We start from the raw sequence: 15,108 nt of genomic DNA on the forward strand, positions 1-15,108 counted from the left end.
ATCACCTCATCGACGACAAACAAAGCGGGTCGATGGGCGACAGAGCAAGAATTCTGTGAGCGTTTACTGATTATTCATGATCTAATAAAGATATGCTGCTGTTTAACCCCGATATATTTCGAGCTATAACACAATATGGTTAGAAAACCCAAAAGGTGGTATATCGTCAGGATGCGGTATTGATACGTTGGGAGTGATTAATTTTGCAGAGAAAACGAGTTTCATCAACAGAGTTGTTTTCAGTCGGGTACGATGCAGAAAAAAGCCAGTTGGAAGTCGAACTGCTGAATGGGAGCATCTATCTCTATAGCGGCGTCGCACGCATGATTTATGAAGAGCTGATGGCCAGCAAGACGAAGTATCGTTACTACGCCAACTACATCAAAAATTCATTCCCCTACGAGAAAACGCAGTAGTTTTTAAAGATAAAACATGGTTTTTAGAGATAAAACATAGTTTTTAAAGATAAAGTCTTTGGGGCGGGGAATCCTCTCCGCCCTCCTCTTCCTATCCGCTTATTTCCCGGTAGACTCAACGGTGTTAAACGCGGCCAGCAAGACCTCTTCATTGAGCGTCAACGGCAGATAATGAATGGATTCACCCGCCTGCAACGTGCGAGCAATAACAGCCTGAATCGCAGCGCGATCGTGAATATCCACATCCAGCGCAGCCAGCGAGGTCGGTAAACCAAACGCCTTAAACGCCTCCTTCAACTGGAGCAATGTGTCGTTATCGCCCAGTAACGCGCTTTGTACCAGAATGCCATAAGCCACTTTGGTGCCGTGCAGGAAGCGTTCGGTTTGCGGCAACACCGTTAAACCGTTATGAACCGCATGCGCCGCAGCCACGCGGGTGTAGCGCTCACCCAACCCGCCAACCATGCCGCCTCCGGCAATGATCGCATCCACGACATCCAGAAAATCCTGCGTCAATTCTCCACGCTCGACGGCTTCCAGCGCCGCTGCACTTTGTTGCAGCAATACATTGCGGATATCCAGCGCGGCCTGTAAGCCCAGCCGAACAGAAAGCGGCAGCGTTTCTGGCTGTGGACTGAGAACGACAGCTTCATACCACTTCGCCAACGTATCACCGACGCCAGCCAGCAGATATTCCACCGGTGCCGCCAGCATAATCCGTGGTTCCACCAGCACCAGATGGTTAGCATCAGTGAAAATCTCGAAGCGCAACGCCTGCCCGGCATCGTTATACCACACGGACAGCGGCGTCCAGGCCGCACAGGTCGCTGCAATAGTCGGAATCGCCACCAGCGGCACGCCAATATGACGCGCGGCGACCTTCGCGGTATCCAACACCGCTCCGCCGCCGACGCCAATGACGACCTGACACTCATCACCCGCTTGCGCCACCAGCTTTGCCACTTCCCCTTCGCTACAATGCGCGCCAAACTGCACACGGCGGGCTGAAGGCGCATCGAACTCGGCCGGTAAATACGGTCGAGCCGCAGCAATCGCCCGCTCGCCGTAGATCCACAGCGCGTTTTTCAGCACGTCTGGCGGATAAAACTCCAGCAGCTTATCGATAGCGCCGGGGAAAGAGAAATAGTTGGCAGGGCCAACCTGTACGCGGACTGTCGTTGTGTGCATGTTTGAATATTCCTCGCCGTGCCCTCTCTTGAGCACGGTTCTTATCTTATGTTTGTCTGACAGCCGAATCTGCTGCGCTACTCTATTGATAATCCCATCTTATTCACTTGCCTGCGCCAGCTTAAGAACTTTTTTATTTAATTTATGCCTTTTCGTTCATAGCCGATGCCTCTCAAGCACTTGAAGCTGTATTAAATTCTCTGAGATATGTGCTACCTTTCTTTTCCGTTATTTCATGACCTTGACCGCCAAGAGCGTTACCGACCATGATTCCTACCTCCCAAAGCCGACTGGAAATGCACAACATTTCCATCTCCTTTTCTGGTTTCCACGCCCTCAAGCAGGTTAATTTCACACTGGAAGGTGGTTCGATTCATGCCCTGACTGGCGCAAACGGCGCGGGTAAATCCACGCTCATGACGATCTTATCAGGCGCTTACGATCACTATCAGGGCGACATTCTGATTAATGGTAAGCAGGTCGACGTCCACTCACCGCGTGATGCCAAGCGATACGGCATTCATCTGGTACAGCAGGAAGTCGATGTCGCGCTGGTTCCTACGCTGTCCGTGGCGGAAAACATTATGTTGGATACGCTGGCGCAGGACGGACATCTGCTGAGTTGGCCGCAGATCTATCGTCAGGCGCAGGCGCTACTTGATCAGCTTGGCGTTCACCTCAATGTTCGCCAACGACTCGATACCTGCTCGCTCGCGGAGAAACAGCAAATTCTGCTCGCCCGCGCGTTATCCCACGAGTGTCGTTTCCTGATTCTGGATGAACCCACCGCGCCACTGGATCAGGCCGAAAGCGCGCGTCTCTTTCAGGTGGTACGCCGTTTACAGGCTGATGGCATCGGGATCGTGTTTATTTCCCACCGTATTCATGAGCTGAGCGAAATCTGCGATACGTTGACCGTTCTGCGTGACGGCGAGTTTGTCAGCAGCGGTGCGATGCAGGGGCTCAGCGGCGAAGAGATTGTAGAGAGAATGCTAGGGCATCGGCTCGACGATATCTTCCCTCCGCGCCGAACGACACCTGCCGCAGAGACGCTGCTTCAGGTCACCGGTTTGCACGACGAAACCCTGCTGCACAATATTTCTCTCACGCTGCGCAAAGGCGAAATTTTGGGCATTGCCGGTTTAGCGGGTGCGGGTAAAACCGAGCTGTGTAAAGCGCTGTTCGGCGCGGAACCCTGCCAGATCGCACAGGGAGAATATCGCGGCAAACCCTGGCGACCACATTCACCGCATCAGTCCGTCGAGCAAGGTCTGGCGCTGGTTCCCGAAGAACGGCGCAAGGAAGGCATTTTTATCGACGAATCCGTCACCATGAATCTCAGTATCACCGCCACCGATAGTTTTTCCCGCTGGAGCCTATTTAGCCGTGGCAAAGCAGTGAACTGGGCGAAACAGATCGTTGAGCAACTTGCCGTTCGCACCACCGGTCCGGCGCAAAAGCTGGCACGCTTGTCGGGTGGGAATCAACAGAAAGTGGCGATCGGCAAGTGGCTACGTAGTGAAGCACAGGTGTTGATTTTTGATGAACCCACCAAAGGCGTCGATATCAAGGCCAAACAGGACTTGTTCACGCTGATTGACGGCCTTGCTCGTCAGGGCAAAGGCATTATTTATGCCTCGGGCGAGTTTTCCGAACTGGTCGGGCTCTGCGACCGTATCTGCGTGCTATGGGATGGACGCATTGTCGCTGAACTGAATGCCGCTGAGATTGACGAAGAAACCCTACTTTTATATTCAACTGGAGGAACTCCCGCGTGAGTCAGCCACTTTCATCTAACGGGGCGCTCCCCTTCCGTCACCACGTTTTCGAGTTTCTTTATAAGTGGGGCATGCTGATTACGGTTGTCGCGCTGATTGCCCTCTTTGGGCTGGCGTCGGACAACTTTCTCGACCCATATAACATCATCAATATTCTGCGTTCTATCGCCATCGTTACGGTGATTGCCATTGGCGTCTCTATTTCGCTGTCCGTGGGCGGATTCGACCTTTCCGTGGGATCGACCGCCTCGCTGGCTAATGCGCTGGTTATCTCGCTTTTCGTCTGGCATGGATTTGGCACCACAGGCGCGATTGTCCTGACGCTGCTGCTGTGTACGCTGGTCGGGCTATTCAACGCCTTCCTCATCGTCGTGCTGAAGATTCCCGATATGCTGGCGACGCTCGCCAGTTTGTTCGTCATTCAGGGCGTGGCGATGACCTACAGCTACGGCGGTTCCATCACGCAGAACATGGTGCTGCCGAGTGGCGAAATGGCGGAAGGCCTCATTCCTGAATTCTTTGCCACGCTGGGCCAGGTGCCGGTCATTGTTGTCATCATGCTGGCGGTTACGGTACTGGTGCAGCTGTATCTGTCCCTCACCAAGCACGGCCGCCGGATGTATGCCATCGGCGGCAACCCAGAAGCCGCGCGGCTGGCGGGCATTCGCACGGCACGTTATCGGGTACAGGCGTACGTGTTTTCCTCACTGCTCGCGGCGTTAGGCGGTATATTACTTGCATCACGCATCGGCTCTTCGCAGGTCAATGCAGGGGGCGGCTATTTGATGGATGCCGTTGCCGCGGCCTACATCGGTTTCTCGCTGGCGGGATCCGGCAAGCCGAACGCGCTGGGTACGCTGCTCGGTGCCGTTATTCTTGGTGTCTTGCAGAATGGACTGGTGATGCTCTCCGTGCCTTATTACGCGATGGATATCATCAAAGGTCTGGTTCTGGCACTCGCGCTAGCCATGACGTATATCCAGAAGCGCTAATAGCTATAGTTTTCAGTAACGTCTCGCTTTTAGTACCTTCTCGCTTCCGCCCCCTTCATCCGAATTCGGGGCGGATTCATAATACAACTCACCAATACCTTCTTCATTACGCGGCGTTTTGCCGCCGAAAAATATCACTGCATTCACTCTATTGTTTACCTTCGTTATTATTAAAAAATAAATATTTCCTCACACAACTAAGAGGATATTCGGAATAATCACAAATAATAATGTTTTCACTTTAGGTCTGGCATGCGCTGTTTTCATTTCCTGTCGATAAAGCGAGAATGGCATAGATAATCGACCATGAAAGAATCAATCCGATGAAACGTTAAACTTTGATAACCAATTAAAATTGATGAATATCATAATACCTCTGCCGGGCAATATTCCTTCATACCCGGCGAAATCAAATTACAGCTTATTTGTATCCATTCTGCTGAGCATACTCATCAATATTTTCAATCGTCTTTTCCATCAACAACTGCAACGATGAGGCAGAAGTCCAGGAGATATGCGGAGTAATCAGAAGATTAGGCAGGGTTTTCGCCGCAACCATTAATGGGTTATCTTTTGCTGGCGGTTCTTGCGTCAGGCAGTCTAGTGCTGCGCCCGCAATGATGCGCTGCTGCAATGCCGCTGCTAGCGCGTTTTCATCAATCAGCCCGCCTCTGGCGGTGTTAATAATAAACGCGGTGGGCTTACACAGAGCGAGCGTCTCCGCATTAATCAGATGCTGCGTGCTCGCATTCAGCGGGCAGTTGAGTGAAATCACATTCGCTAATCGCAGAACGTCTTCAAACGGTAGATACCCAGCGCGACACTGTGAGACACCTCTGCGCTCGGCAAAAATCACCTTCATCCCCAGCGCCTGCGCCAACCGCGCGACTTCTCGCCCAATCGTACCCGCGCCGATGATGCCCAGCGTAGCGCCTGCGATGTCCTTAACCGGATGATCAAAATACGCAAATTGCGACTGGCTGGCCCAGCGGTCACTCAGTTGATCGCGATACCACGCCATCAGGCTGTGCTTTAGCGCAAAAATCATGGCAATTACGTGCTCGGATACGGCTTGCGTCGAGTAGCCCGGTACATTTTTGACCGTAATGCCCAGTTCTTTGGCAGCAACAAGATCGATATTGTCAGTTCCCGTTGCCGTTACGGCAATCAGCTTCAACGCAGGCAACGCGGCCAAGGTGTCTCGCGTTAATAGGGCTTTATTCGTGATGATAACGTGGGTGTCTTTTGCTCGGGCGATAACGTGATCGGGCGAGGTATAGTTATATTCAATCCATTCATGGCGGCACTGTGGACGCCTAAAACTCGTCTTTTTCAGGAAAATGGTCTCAGGCAGTGAGCCTTTATCCAAAAAGGTAATTTTTAACATCATCGTGCCCTGGTTGCTATTCATACACTGATTTCCGCTTGCAGATATCAAGGGCTCCGCAGTCGGCAATCACGACAGGTATTCTCATACAAAAATAATGAATTAAATTCTCTGTATGACACAAGACAACGAACGTATTAATAACGTTACACTTCCTGCCTCATTGGAAATCCATCACTCCGTAACGTGAAGCGTAGTCAGCATTAAAGCAATTAACAATACCTAATATAATGAATTTCATTCATCGACATTGTTAGCGTCGATATTCAGAAATATCACAAAAACAATAAATCTCTGCTGATAATTGCTCATTGTTCTCATGATATCGGAAAAGCGATAATAGTAATAACGGGTAACGGCGAAGCACCATCGTTAATCAGAAAGAATAAATGCGCGAGAAAAAACGCAGAAGTGGTGACATGTCGTTGGGGAGAGGAAGCAAGCGAGGGTCATAATGCCCCGGAATGAGCTGACCCATTCCGGGAAGGTGCTACATCAGAAGTTGACGTTTACTGATAGCCAGTAGTTACGACCTGGTAGTACAGAGCCTGAAGTCACTCGACTGAAAGAATAATAATCAGCCGTAGTAAATGCCCCTCTCCCTGAACCGTAAGTGCGGATACCGCTGGTGAAATCTTTATCCAACAGGTTGTTTACTGCTCCATTCAAGGTCACATCTTTTGAAACCTTGTAAGAACCGCCCCAATTAACCACCGTGAAAGACTTAAAGTAGGCACCTTTATCATCATATGCAGCCTTCTGAGAAGCAGGCAAGCTACTATAATTCTGCGTATAGCGTGCAGTTTTGTCGCGATATTCTGCTTTCAACCACGTTGAGAGTTTATCATTAACATTCCAGTTAAGCCGTGCGTTAGCCATGTGCTTCGGCGTGTTGGTAAGAGGCGCTCCTGGGTTTAAGCCACCTTTTTGCTCACTATCCGTAAAGGTATAGTTTACATTCAGCGTCCAATCCTCTGACCACAGTGGAATTGTGGAGCCCAACTCAACCCCTTGAGTCACTGCTTTGCCGATGTTTCGGTAACTTCTAATCGCAGGATTAGTCGCCACATCATAGCTGTCAATTTTATTGCGGGAATGATTATTGAACAGCGTTGCATTCGCAGCGAACCCAGTATAGTTCTCATAGTAAACGCCCAGTTCAGTATTTGTACTCTCTTCTGGTTTCAGGTTCGGGTTCCCAATGACAGTCTCCGTTCCCTGATTCGTTACCCCGCTAACGCCGTTATGGAGTTGCGCCAGTGACGGGGTTTTATAACCCGTACTGACACCACCTTTTATCGTCAGGTCATCCAATGCATTCCAAACGACATAAGCACGTGGGCTGACATGACCACCGAAGGTTTCATGGTACTCATAGCGTGCACCATAGGTTAAAGCCAATGAATCCAGCAAGCGCCATTCATCTTCACTAAACAGCGCCCATGAATCTTGCTTAAACTTATTCCCATCGTTAGCCAAAACGACACCATCTTTCATCGTTGCATTCCAGTACTGACCACCAATAGTAAACAAGTGGCTTTCACCTACTGGAGCAACCAGCTTCGAGTCAAGAATAATGTTGGTATTTTCCAGACGACGTTTTTGACCTGCCGCTGGTGAACCCACAGGAACAGAATCGGTTGTAATGAGGCGGCCTTTGTTATTCGTCTCGCTATAAGACAAGCTAGAGTTCCATGAGCCAAAACTCAGTTGATTATCACTCCCCAGCGTTAACTTACGACGTTGATAATGTAATGAGTCTTCATAGCCGCCTGTAGCACCAATCGTTCCTAACTGGTTTTCCTTATTATCATATTGCTGGTTGGCAACTTCCCCATCCAACCATAGAGAATTCTTATCATTTAGGATCCAGGTTAACTTACCGCCTAGCAAGTAATTATCTGATTTTACAGGGTTAGCGCCACGCTGATTCAGTAAAACCCCCTCTGAAGATTTCACTTCTGATGCATCGCGACGGAAGATGTTGCCGCGCAGGGAAAGCCCCAGTTTGTCTTCTATCAGCGCACCGCTGGAATAAATCGAAAACTTGGAAGCATCGCCATAGTCTCTGTCTTCCTGGAAGGTATGATCCAGCGTGATATTCCCAACCCACTCTTTCGACGCTTTTTTGGTGATGATATTAACCACACCGCCCATCGCATCAGAGCCATATAGCGTTGACATCGGCCCACGAATAACTTCAATACGTTCTATTGCCGCCAACGGTGGAATGAAACCCGTGTTCATCGTACCAAACCCATTCGGGGTGACATCCGATGAACCATTCTGGCGAATACCATCAACCAGAATCAGCGTGTAGTCACTTGGCATACCACGAATGCTGATGTCCAGTCCGCCCGTTTTTCCCGTTGAACTACGCACATCTACGCCTTCCACGTCGCTGAGCGCTTCGCCAAGATCGTTATATTTACGCTTCGTCAGTTCATCCTGACTGACAACGGAAATACTCGCCGCTGCCTCAGTGATTTTTTGTTCATAGCCAGAAGCCGTTACAACCAGCGTATCGTCCTGTGCGGCTATAACGGGTGTAGATACAGTTGTAGCAAGCGCCAATACCACCGATTTTCTTATACTTATTGCCATGCGTCTGTGTCCTCAAAAACGAATCATTCACATTGAATTTTTTTGTCTGACACATTGTAATGAGCAAAGAAAATTTGTAAATGAAAACTAAAATCATTTGCATACGCAATAAAAGGAAGGCGTTTTTATTATTTATTCATATAAAACAATAAGTTAAATTTAAAAAATAATTATTAAATAGAGTTAATGAGAAATAACCCGAAAAATCAAGGTGAATAAATTTGATTTAAATAAACACATCAAGATGAGGAAAAACATGGAGAGCAACGCTGAAACGGAAAAAATAAAAAAGGCGACGCCCGTCTGGGAGTCGCCCGTTAACCGCGTTCTTACGATTTAGTCTTTATGATCGGGGTACGTCATATCCTGATACTTAACGAAACGCGTTCCACGATACAGCTTATAGCCGAACCAAATCAGCAGGAACAGCGGGATACCGATGTACGTTGCCGTCACGCCATACCAGTCGATCTTATCTTCCAGAAACGCCTGATAGTTCTGACCCAGCGTAATGATCAGACAGAGCACAAACGCAAAGATCGGCCCCAGCGGGAAGAAGCTCGATTGATAAGGCAGACGATTCAGGTCATGACCTTGCATAACATAGCCGCGACGGAACCGGTAATGGCTGATCGCGATCCCCAGCCAGGCAATAAAGCCTGTCATACCGGAGGTATTCAGCAGCCACAGGTAAACCGTTTGGTTGCCATATAAAGAAGACAGGAAACACAGCGCCGCCACCACGGTGGTGGCGTACAGCGCATTACGCGGCACGCCGCCTTTTGACAGCCTGGCGAAAATGCGCGGCGCTTTCCCTTCCGATGCTAACGTAAACAGCATACGTGTAGAGGCGTACATCCCGGAGTTACCCGCCGACAGCACCGCCGTCAGAATGACCGCATTCATCACCGCCGCCGCAGACAGCAGGCCCGCGTTCTCAAACACCAACGTGAACGGGCTCACCGTAATGTCTTTTACATCATTACGCAGCAGGTTCGGATCGGTATACGGAATGATTAAACTGATAATCAGAATCGCGAAGATGTAGAACAGCAGAATACGCCAGAAAACCTGACGGATGGCACGCGGAATGTTTTTACTCGGCTCCTGAGATTCCCCAGCAGCTATACCGATCAGTTCCGTTCCCTGAAAAGAGAAGCCGACGATCATCGCCACACCGATCATGGCAGAGAAACCACCAGCAAAGGGCGCATCGCCAATTTCCCAGTTGTGGAATCCAGCATTTTCCGCACCGCTCATGATGCCCGTAATCATCATCACGCCAACAGCAATGAAAACGACGACTGTGACCACTTTAATCAGTGAGAACCAGTATTCTGCTTCGCCAAATCCTTTCACGGAAATGTAGTTAAGCAGGAACATCAGCGCCAGAAACAGCGCACTCCAGATCCAACCGGAGACGTCGGGGAACCAATATCCCATCACCAGTTGCGCCGCCACCAGATCAACCGCGATGGTCACCGCCCAGTTGTACCAGTAGTTCCAGCCCAGCGCGAAACCGAACCCTTCTTCTACATAGCGGGAACCGTAGCTGGAGAACGAACCAGAAACCGGCATGAACGCCGCCAATTCACCCAGACTGGTCATCAGGAAGTAAACCATCAGCCCAATCAGCGCATAAGACAGAAGTGCGCCGCCAGGGCCTGCTTGTGAAACCGTTGCACCCGAAGCGACAAATAACCCAGTGCCAATCGATCCGCCAATGGCGATCATCGTTAAATGCCGTGCTTTCAGTTCACGGCGCAGGGTCGGTGCGCCCTGTGTAGGTTGTTGAATATCGTGCTGAGCCATTGTTATCCTGCGTGCTCGTGCTAAAAATCGAGGCGGGATTGTAGCAAATAGCGTTGTGCTGAATAGTTAAGATCGTCGAGTTATAAGAGAGGTTAATAACTCGCGCTCGATCATTAGCAGCAGAAAATATTTTCGCTATGCCGTTTCGCAGCAATAACTCAAGAAACGCTGTAGCACATTTGAAAGATGTTTCTGTCGGTGATGAACCAGATACAGCGTCCGTGTGAGTTTAGGCAGCGGCACCTTCAACTCCACCAGCGAACCTGACGCCAACTGCTCGGCAATGACATGCCGTGACAGGCAACTAATGCCAATCCCGTGGCGAACCGCATGTTTAATCGCCTCTGAATTACCTAATTCCATCACCAGATGGAAATGCGACAGGTGCGTCAGCAGCAGATGATCCAGCACTTCACGCGTGCCTGATCCACGTTCACGCAGGATCCAGTGCGCATCCGCCAGCGCCGTTAATGATACAGAACCCCGGCTGAGCGGATGTTCAGGAGAACAAAACACCACCAGCTCATCTTCCAGCCAGGGCTGCGTAATCAAATCAGGGTGATGGCAAGGCCCTTCGATCAAGCCCAAATCGACACTGAATTCAGACACGCGGGTAATCACATCTTTCGTATTGCCAACATGCAACTCTAGCGGAATGTCAGGGTAGTCATGACGATAGCGGGCAATCATCGCAGGCAATAAATAGTTGCCGATGGTGCTGCTGGCATACACACGCAGCGCTCCGTTATCACGCCGGAACAGTTGCTCAATTTCCATCGATTGTTCAAGCAGTGCCAGTGCCTTGGGATATAGCAGGCGGCCATGTTCATTAACCACCAGACGCTTGCCGACGCGATCAAAAAGTTGAACACCCAACTGCCCTTCTAAATCCGCCAGAGCAGCGCTGACGGCTGATTGAGACAGGGCAAGCACAACGGAGGCCTGTGTCGTTGAACCACTTTTCAGGACTTCGGCAAAGACTTCCAGTTGACGTAACGTGATATGCATAGTGCGCTCTTTATCTAAAATACTTATAGGTTATAAATATATAATCAATTTCTCTTTTAATCTCGTGGATTATAAGCTGGCTTCTCAATTTTCGGTACAGTCAGAATAGGCACTACATCCATGGCTCTTCCTGCGACATTACCTACGATAACCCCACTCGATGGAGCAAAAGCGCGATTGCCCGGTCTGCTGTTAGTCAGTTTAATAACTTTTTCGCTCCTCTGGCTGGCAAATATTCCGAAAATCGCTCATTGGGGACCCGGTTCACTGACATTAGCGATCCTGATTGGGATCGTGCTGGGAAATAGCGTTTATCCGCGTCTTCATCCTCTGTGCGATCCGGGCGTACAGTGGGCAAAACAGCACTTACTACGCTGGGGTATCATCCTTTATGGTTTTCGCCTCAGCTTTCAGCAAGTTGCTGCCGTTGGCTTTACCGGTGTCGTGGTCGATCTTACCGTCGTCACGTTGACGTTTCTATTCGCCTGCTGGATAGGCAAGCGCTGGCTGAAACTCGACAATGAAACCGTGATGCTCATCGGTGCTGGCAGCAGCATCTGCGGTGCGGCGGCGATCATGGCAACAGCCCCCGTGGTCAAAGCATCCAGCAATGCGATTGCAGTCTCCGTTTCTACCGTGGTGATTTTCGGTACGACGGCGATGTTTTTGTACCCGTGGCTTTATCAGCTCAATCTCGATCATCACTGGATTGACGTCACACCCCAGATCGTCGGCCTGTACTTTGGCTCAACAATACACGAAGTCGCTCAGGTTGTTGCCGCAGGACATGCCATTGATGGTGCAACAGAGAACATCGCCGTCATCAGCAAGATGCTGCGCGTGATGATGCTGGCCCCTTTCCTTCTCATTCTTGGGTTTTATCTGAAAAAAACGACGCAAAAAAATGACGAGGAAGATGCTATTCCACTGATGTTTCCGTGGTTTGCGCTAGGGTTTATTGCCGTAGCCGCCTTCAATTCTTTCCAGCTACTTTCTCCTGCACTCGTCACACAGCTGGTACAACTCGATAATGTGCTGTTGACCATGGCAATGGTTGCGCTAGGGCTCACGACCCGCTTCAGCGCCATCCAGCAGGCAGGTGCAAAGCCGCTGCTGCTGGCACTCGTTCTGTTTCTCTGGCTGGTCGTTGGCGGTGCAGGCATTAACTTGTTTTTCGAACATTTATTCGGCTAACGATAAATTATTTACCTGTTAACGTCTCATTAACCTGCATAATGTCTCCGTTACCAGAGGAGACCAACATGAAATACATCGGGGCGCACGTTAGCGCATCTGGCGGGGTCGATCAGGCCGTGATTCGCGCACATGAGATAAAGGCGACGGCTTTCGCTTTATTTACCAAGAATCAGCGCCAATGGCAGGCCTCGCCGCTCAGCACAGAGGTTATCGACCGTTTTAAAGCCGCCTGTGAGCAGTACGCCTATACGTCCGCACAGATTCTGCCGCACGATAGCTATCTGATTAATCTGGGTCACCCAGACGCCGAGGCACTGGAGAAATCACGCATCGCGTTTATTGATGAAATGTCGCGCTGCCAGCAGCTTGGGCTAAGCCTGCTGAATTTTCACCCCGGCAGCCATCTAAAGCAAATCGAGGAAGCTGACTGTCTGGCACGTATCGCCGAGTCTATCAACATCGCGCTGGCGGAAACGGATGGCGTCACCGCCGTGATTGAGAATACCGCCGGACAAGGCAGTAATTTGGGTTTCCGCTTTGAGCATCTGGCAGCCATCATCGACGGCGTAGAAGATAAAAGCCGCGTCGGCGTCTGTATCGATACCTGCCACGCCTTCGCCGGTGGCTACGACCTGCGGACAGAAGCCGATTGCGAAGCCACCTTCTCTGAATTCGATCGCATTGTTGGTTTTCGCTATCTGCGCGGAATGCATTTGAATGATGCCAAAAGCGCGTTCGCCAGTCGCGTTGACCGACACCATAGCCTAGGGGAAGGCAATATCGGCAAAACCGCTTTCAGCTATATCATGAAAGATGCCCGCTTTGATGGTATCCCGATGATTCTGGAAACGATCAATCCCGATATCTGGGCCGACGAAATCGCCTGGCTCAAATCCGAAGCGCAGCGCTAACTAGCTTCTTGACTCCATAATAGTAAAAAGCGCCAGTTGATTTACCCAACTGGCGCTCTCTCATCCACATCCTTGTGTTATGGCATTACTTTTTATTCACGATGATAATCAGGCTTACGCGACTTTCGCCAGTTGTTCATCAGAGCGTTTCAGCAGCGCGTACAGCACGCCAGCCACTGCGGTTCCCGCAATGATCGCTAACAGGTAGCCAATAACTGGGGTAATCGCGCCAGGAATCAACAGCACGAACAGACCACCGTGTGGTGCCATCAGCTTAGCGCCCACCGCCATCGACAATGCACCAGTCAGTGCGCCACCGACGATGCAGCAAGGCAGAACGCGCATTGGATCACGCGCCGCGTAAGGAATCGCCCCTTCGGAAATAAAGCACAGGCCCAGTACAAACGCCGCTTTACCCCCTTCACGCTCGGTCGGGTTGAATTTCTTGCTTGCCAGCACCGTCGCCAGGCCCATTGCCAGCGGTGGCACCATACCGGCAGCCATAACCGCGGCCATCGGCGCGTAAATCTGGCTACTGAGCAAGGTCGTACCGAAGACGTAAGCCACCTTGTTAACCGGCCCGCCCATATCCGTACACATCATTGCCCCCAGGATCGCACCCAGAATCACCGCATTCGCCGTGCCCATGGATTGCAGCCAGCCTGTCAGGCCAGTCAGGATTTTCGCCACTGGCGTACCAACGACGTAAATCATGATAAGACCGGTGATCAACGTAGCGAACAGCGGAATAATCAGGATTGGTTTTAGCGCAGTCAAACTTTGCGGCAGAATCAGTTTATTGTTGATCGCTCTGGCAATATAACCCGCCAGGAAACCGGCAATGATCCCACCGAGGAAGCCCGCTCCCGTACTCACCGCCAACATCCCGCCAACCAGACCCGGCGTTAAGCCCGGACGATCCGCAATGGAGAACGCGATGTAGCCCGCCAGCACTGGCACCATCAACGCAAAAGCAGAACCGCCGCCGATCTTCATCAGCGCCGCTGCCAGCGTTCCTTCCTGTTTAAAGGCTTCAATACCAAAGACAAACGACAGTGCGATACACAGACCGCCCGCCACCACCATCGGCAGCATGTAAGACACGCCGGTCAACAGGTGACGATACGGGCCTGCTCCGCCTTTTTGGCCAGACTCGCTAGCGCTTGACGTACTGGCTTGCCCGGATGGCTGATATACTTTAGCTTCAGCCTGCGCTTTATCTAACTCCTGCGCCGTCTTCTTCAGTGCCAGTCCGGTCGAGGTGCGATACATCTTCTTACCAGCAAATTTCGCCAGATCGACTTCAATGTCCGCCGCGACGATCACCAGATCGGCCTGTTCAACTTCTTCAGGGGTAATCGCATTGCCCGCGCCAACAGAGCCACGCGTTTCCACTTTGACCCACCAGCCGCGTTTTTTCGCTTCGCTTTCAATCGCTTCTGCCGCCATAAACGTGTGCGCGACGCCCGTCGGGCACGCCGTTATCGCAACAATACGTTTGGCAGTTGCGGGCTGCTGAACGGGAGCTGACGCCGCAGCCTGATAGACCGTGGCTTCAGCCTGCGCTTTCGCCAAGAAGGCGTCCGGCTGCGAAACAGCCCGTTCGATATCACCGACATACACCTGCTTGCCATTCAGTGCGCTATCCGCCGCGGCGGATGCACCCAGAACGATCGCCAGTTCAGCGTCGTTAGCCTGTTCTGTAAACGTCACCCCTGCTTTCGCAGCGGCAGCGCCGAGTAGGTTCTTCACCAGTTGGCTTCTCGCCAGGCCCAGTGATTTATCCAAAATCAGCAGCGTTTTCATTTTTATCTC

General features: G+C 51.0%; 11 protein-coding genes. 5 read left to right on the top strand and 6 right to left on the bottom strand.

Features of this window, described 5'->3' with window-relative positions; all coding sequences use genetic code 11:
• Positions 1-203: 203 nt before the first annotated feature.
• Complete coding sequence (locus EO763_RS13170; RefSeq protein WP_039532822.1) at positions 204-416, top strand: KTSC domain-containing protein; 213 nt, start codon at positions 204-206, stop codon at positions 414-416.
• A gap of 99 nt (positions 417-515) precedes the next feature.
• Here EO763_RS13170 and EO763_RS13175 read toward each other — a convergent pair whose 3' ends face one another.
• Positions 516-1,604: an oxidoreductase gene (locus EO763_RS13175; protein ID WP_161529213.1), complete on the bottom strand. Its 1,089-nt coding sequence runs from the start codon at positions 1,602-1,604 to the stop codon at positions 516-518.
• Between the two features lie 266 nt (positions 1,605-1,870).
• Here EO763_RS13175 and EO763_RS13180 point away from each other — a divergent pair, with 266 nt between their 5' ends.
• Together EO763_RS13180 and EO763_RS13185 are read left to right on the top strand one after the other, a co-directional pair.
• Positions 1,871-3,382: a sugar ABC transporter ATP-binding protein gene (locus EO763_RS13180; protein WP_161529214.1), complete on the top strand. Its 1,512-nt coding sequence runs from the start codon at positions 1,871-1,873 to the stop codon at positions 3,380-3,382.
• A 71-nt stretch (positions 3,383-3,453) separates the two neighbouring features.
• On the top strand, positions 3,454-4,374 hold the full coding sequence (locus tag EO763_RS13185; RefSeq protein ID WP_219614339.1) for an ABC transporter permease: 921 nt from the start codon (positions 3,454-3,456) through the stop codon (positions 4,372-4,374).
• A gap of 421 nt (positions 4,375-4,795) precedes the next feature.
• Here the strand turns inward: EO763_RS13185 and EO763_RS13190 are convergent, their stop codons facing one another.
• The 4 genes from EO763_RS13190 to yieE form a co-directional block, all read right to left on the bottom strand.
• A complete protein-coding gene (locus EO763_RS13190; RefSeq protein ID WP_039489961.1) occupies positions 4,796-5,785 on the bottom strand; it encodes a 2-hydroxyacid dehydrogenase in 990 nt (329 codons plus the stop codon).
• Positions 5,786-6,256: 471 nt separating this feature from the next.
• Positions 6,257-8,365 carry a TonB-dependent receptor domain-containing protein gene (locus EO763_RS13195; RefSeq protein WP_161529216.1) on the bottom strand — a complete coding sequence of 703 codons (2,109 nt, stop codon included), beginning with the start codon at positions 8,363-8,365 and terminating at the stop codon, positions 6,257-6,259.
• A 336-nt stretch (positions 8,366-8,701) separates the two neighbouring features.
• The gene (locus EO763_RS13200) at positions 8,702-10,177 is read right to left on the bottom strand and encodes an amino acid permease (protein WP_161529217.1); all 1,476 of its coding nucleotides are present in this window, start codon (positions 10,175-10,177) and stop codon (positions 8,702-8,704) included.
• Positions 10,178-10,312: 135 nt separating this feature from the next.
• Positions 10,313-11,185 (bottom strand): DNA-binding transcriptional regulator YeiE, encoded by an 873-nt coding sequence (gene yieE, locus EO763_RS13205; protein WP_039489967.1) that lies wholly within the window; start codon positions 11,183-11,185, stop codon positions 10,313-10,315.
• Between the two features lie 120 nt (positions 11,186-11,305).
• Here yieE and EO763_RS13210 point away from each other — a divergent pair, with 120 nt between their 5' ends.
• Together EO763_RS13210 and nfo are read left to right on the top strand one after the other, a co-directional pair.
• Positions 11,306-12,379, top strand: a complete 1,074-nt coding sequence (locus tag EO763_RS13210; RefSeq protein WP_161529218.1) for a YeiH family protein — start codon at positions 11,306-11,308, stop codon at positions 12,377-12,379.
• 68 nt (positions 12,380-12,447) lie between these two features.
• Entirely contained in the window at positions 12,448-13,293 is an 846-nt protein-coding gene (gene nfo, locus EO763_RS13215) for a deoxyribonuclease IV (protein WP_161529219.1), read from the top strand.
• Positions 13,294-13,407: 114 nt separating this feature from the next.
• Here nfo and fruA read toward each other — a convergent pair whose 3' ends face one another.
• Positions 13,408-15,099 (bottom strand): PTS fructose transporter subunit IIBC, encoded by a 1,692-nt coding sequence (gene fruA / locus EO763_RS13220; protein WP_044204721.1) that lies wholly within the window; start codon positions 15,097-15,099, stop codon positions 13,408-13,410.
• Positions 15,100-15,108: the final 9 nt, after the last annotated feature.

The organism is Pectobacterium odoriferum (assembly GCF_009931295.1).
GTDB lineage: Bacteria > Pseudomonadota > Gammaproteobacteria > Enterobacterales > Enterobacteriaceae > Pectobacterium > Pectobacterium odoriferum.

What these genes read in the sequence shown, in the direction of transcription:
- EO763_RS13175 (WP_161529213.1), bottom strand. Translation starts at nt 1,604, where the DNA reads ATGCACACAACGACAGTCCGCGTACAGGTTGGCCCTGCCAACTATTTC.
- EO763_RS13180 (WP_161529214.1), top strand. Translation starts at nt 1,871, where the DNA reads ATGATTCCTACCTCCCAAAGCCGACTGGAAATGCACAACATTTCCATC.
- EO763_RS13185 (WP_219614339.1), top strand. Translation starts at nt 3,454, where the DNA reads ATGCTGATTACGGTTGTCGCGCTGATTGCCCTCTTTGGGCTGGCGTCG.
- EO763_RS13190 (WP_039489961.1), bottom strand. Translation starts at nt 5,785, where the DNA reads ATGAATAGCAACCAGGGCACGATGATGTTAAAAATTACCTTTTTGGAT.
- EO763_RS13195 (WP_161529216.1), bottom strand. Translation starts at nt 8,365, where the DNA reads ATGGCAATAAGTATAAGAAAATCGGTGGTATTGGCGCTTGCTACAACT.
- EO763_RS13200 (WP_161529217.1), bottom strand. Translation starts at nt 10,177, where the DNA reads ATGGCTCAGCACGATATTCAACAACCTACACAGGGCGCACCGACCCTG.
- yieE (WP_039489967.1), bottom strand. Translation starts at nt 11,185, where the DNA reads ATGCATATCACGTTACGTCAACTGGAAGTCTTTGCCGAAGTCCTGAAA.
- EO763_RS13210 (WP_161529218.1), top strand. Translation starts at nt 11,306, where the DNA reads ATGGCTCTTCCTGCGACATTACCTACGATAACCCCACTCGATGGAGCA.
- nfo (WP_161529219.1), top strand. Translation starts at nt 12,448, where the DNA reads ATGAAATACATCGGGGCGCACGTTAGCGCATCTGGCGGGGTCGATCAG.
- fruA (WP_044204721.1), bottom strand. Translation starts at nt 15,099, where the DNA reads ATGAAAACGCTGCTGATTTTGGATAAATCACTGGGCCTGGCGAGAAGC.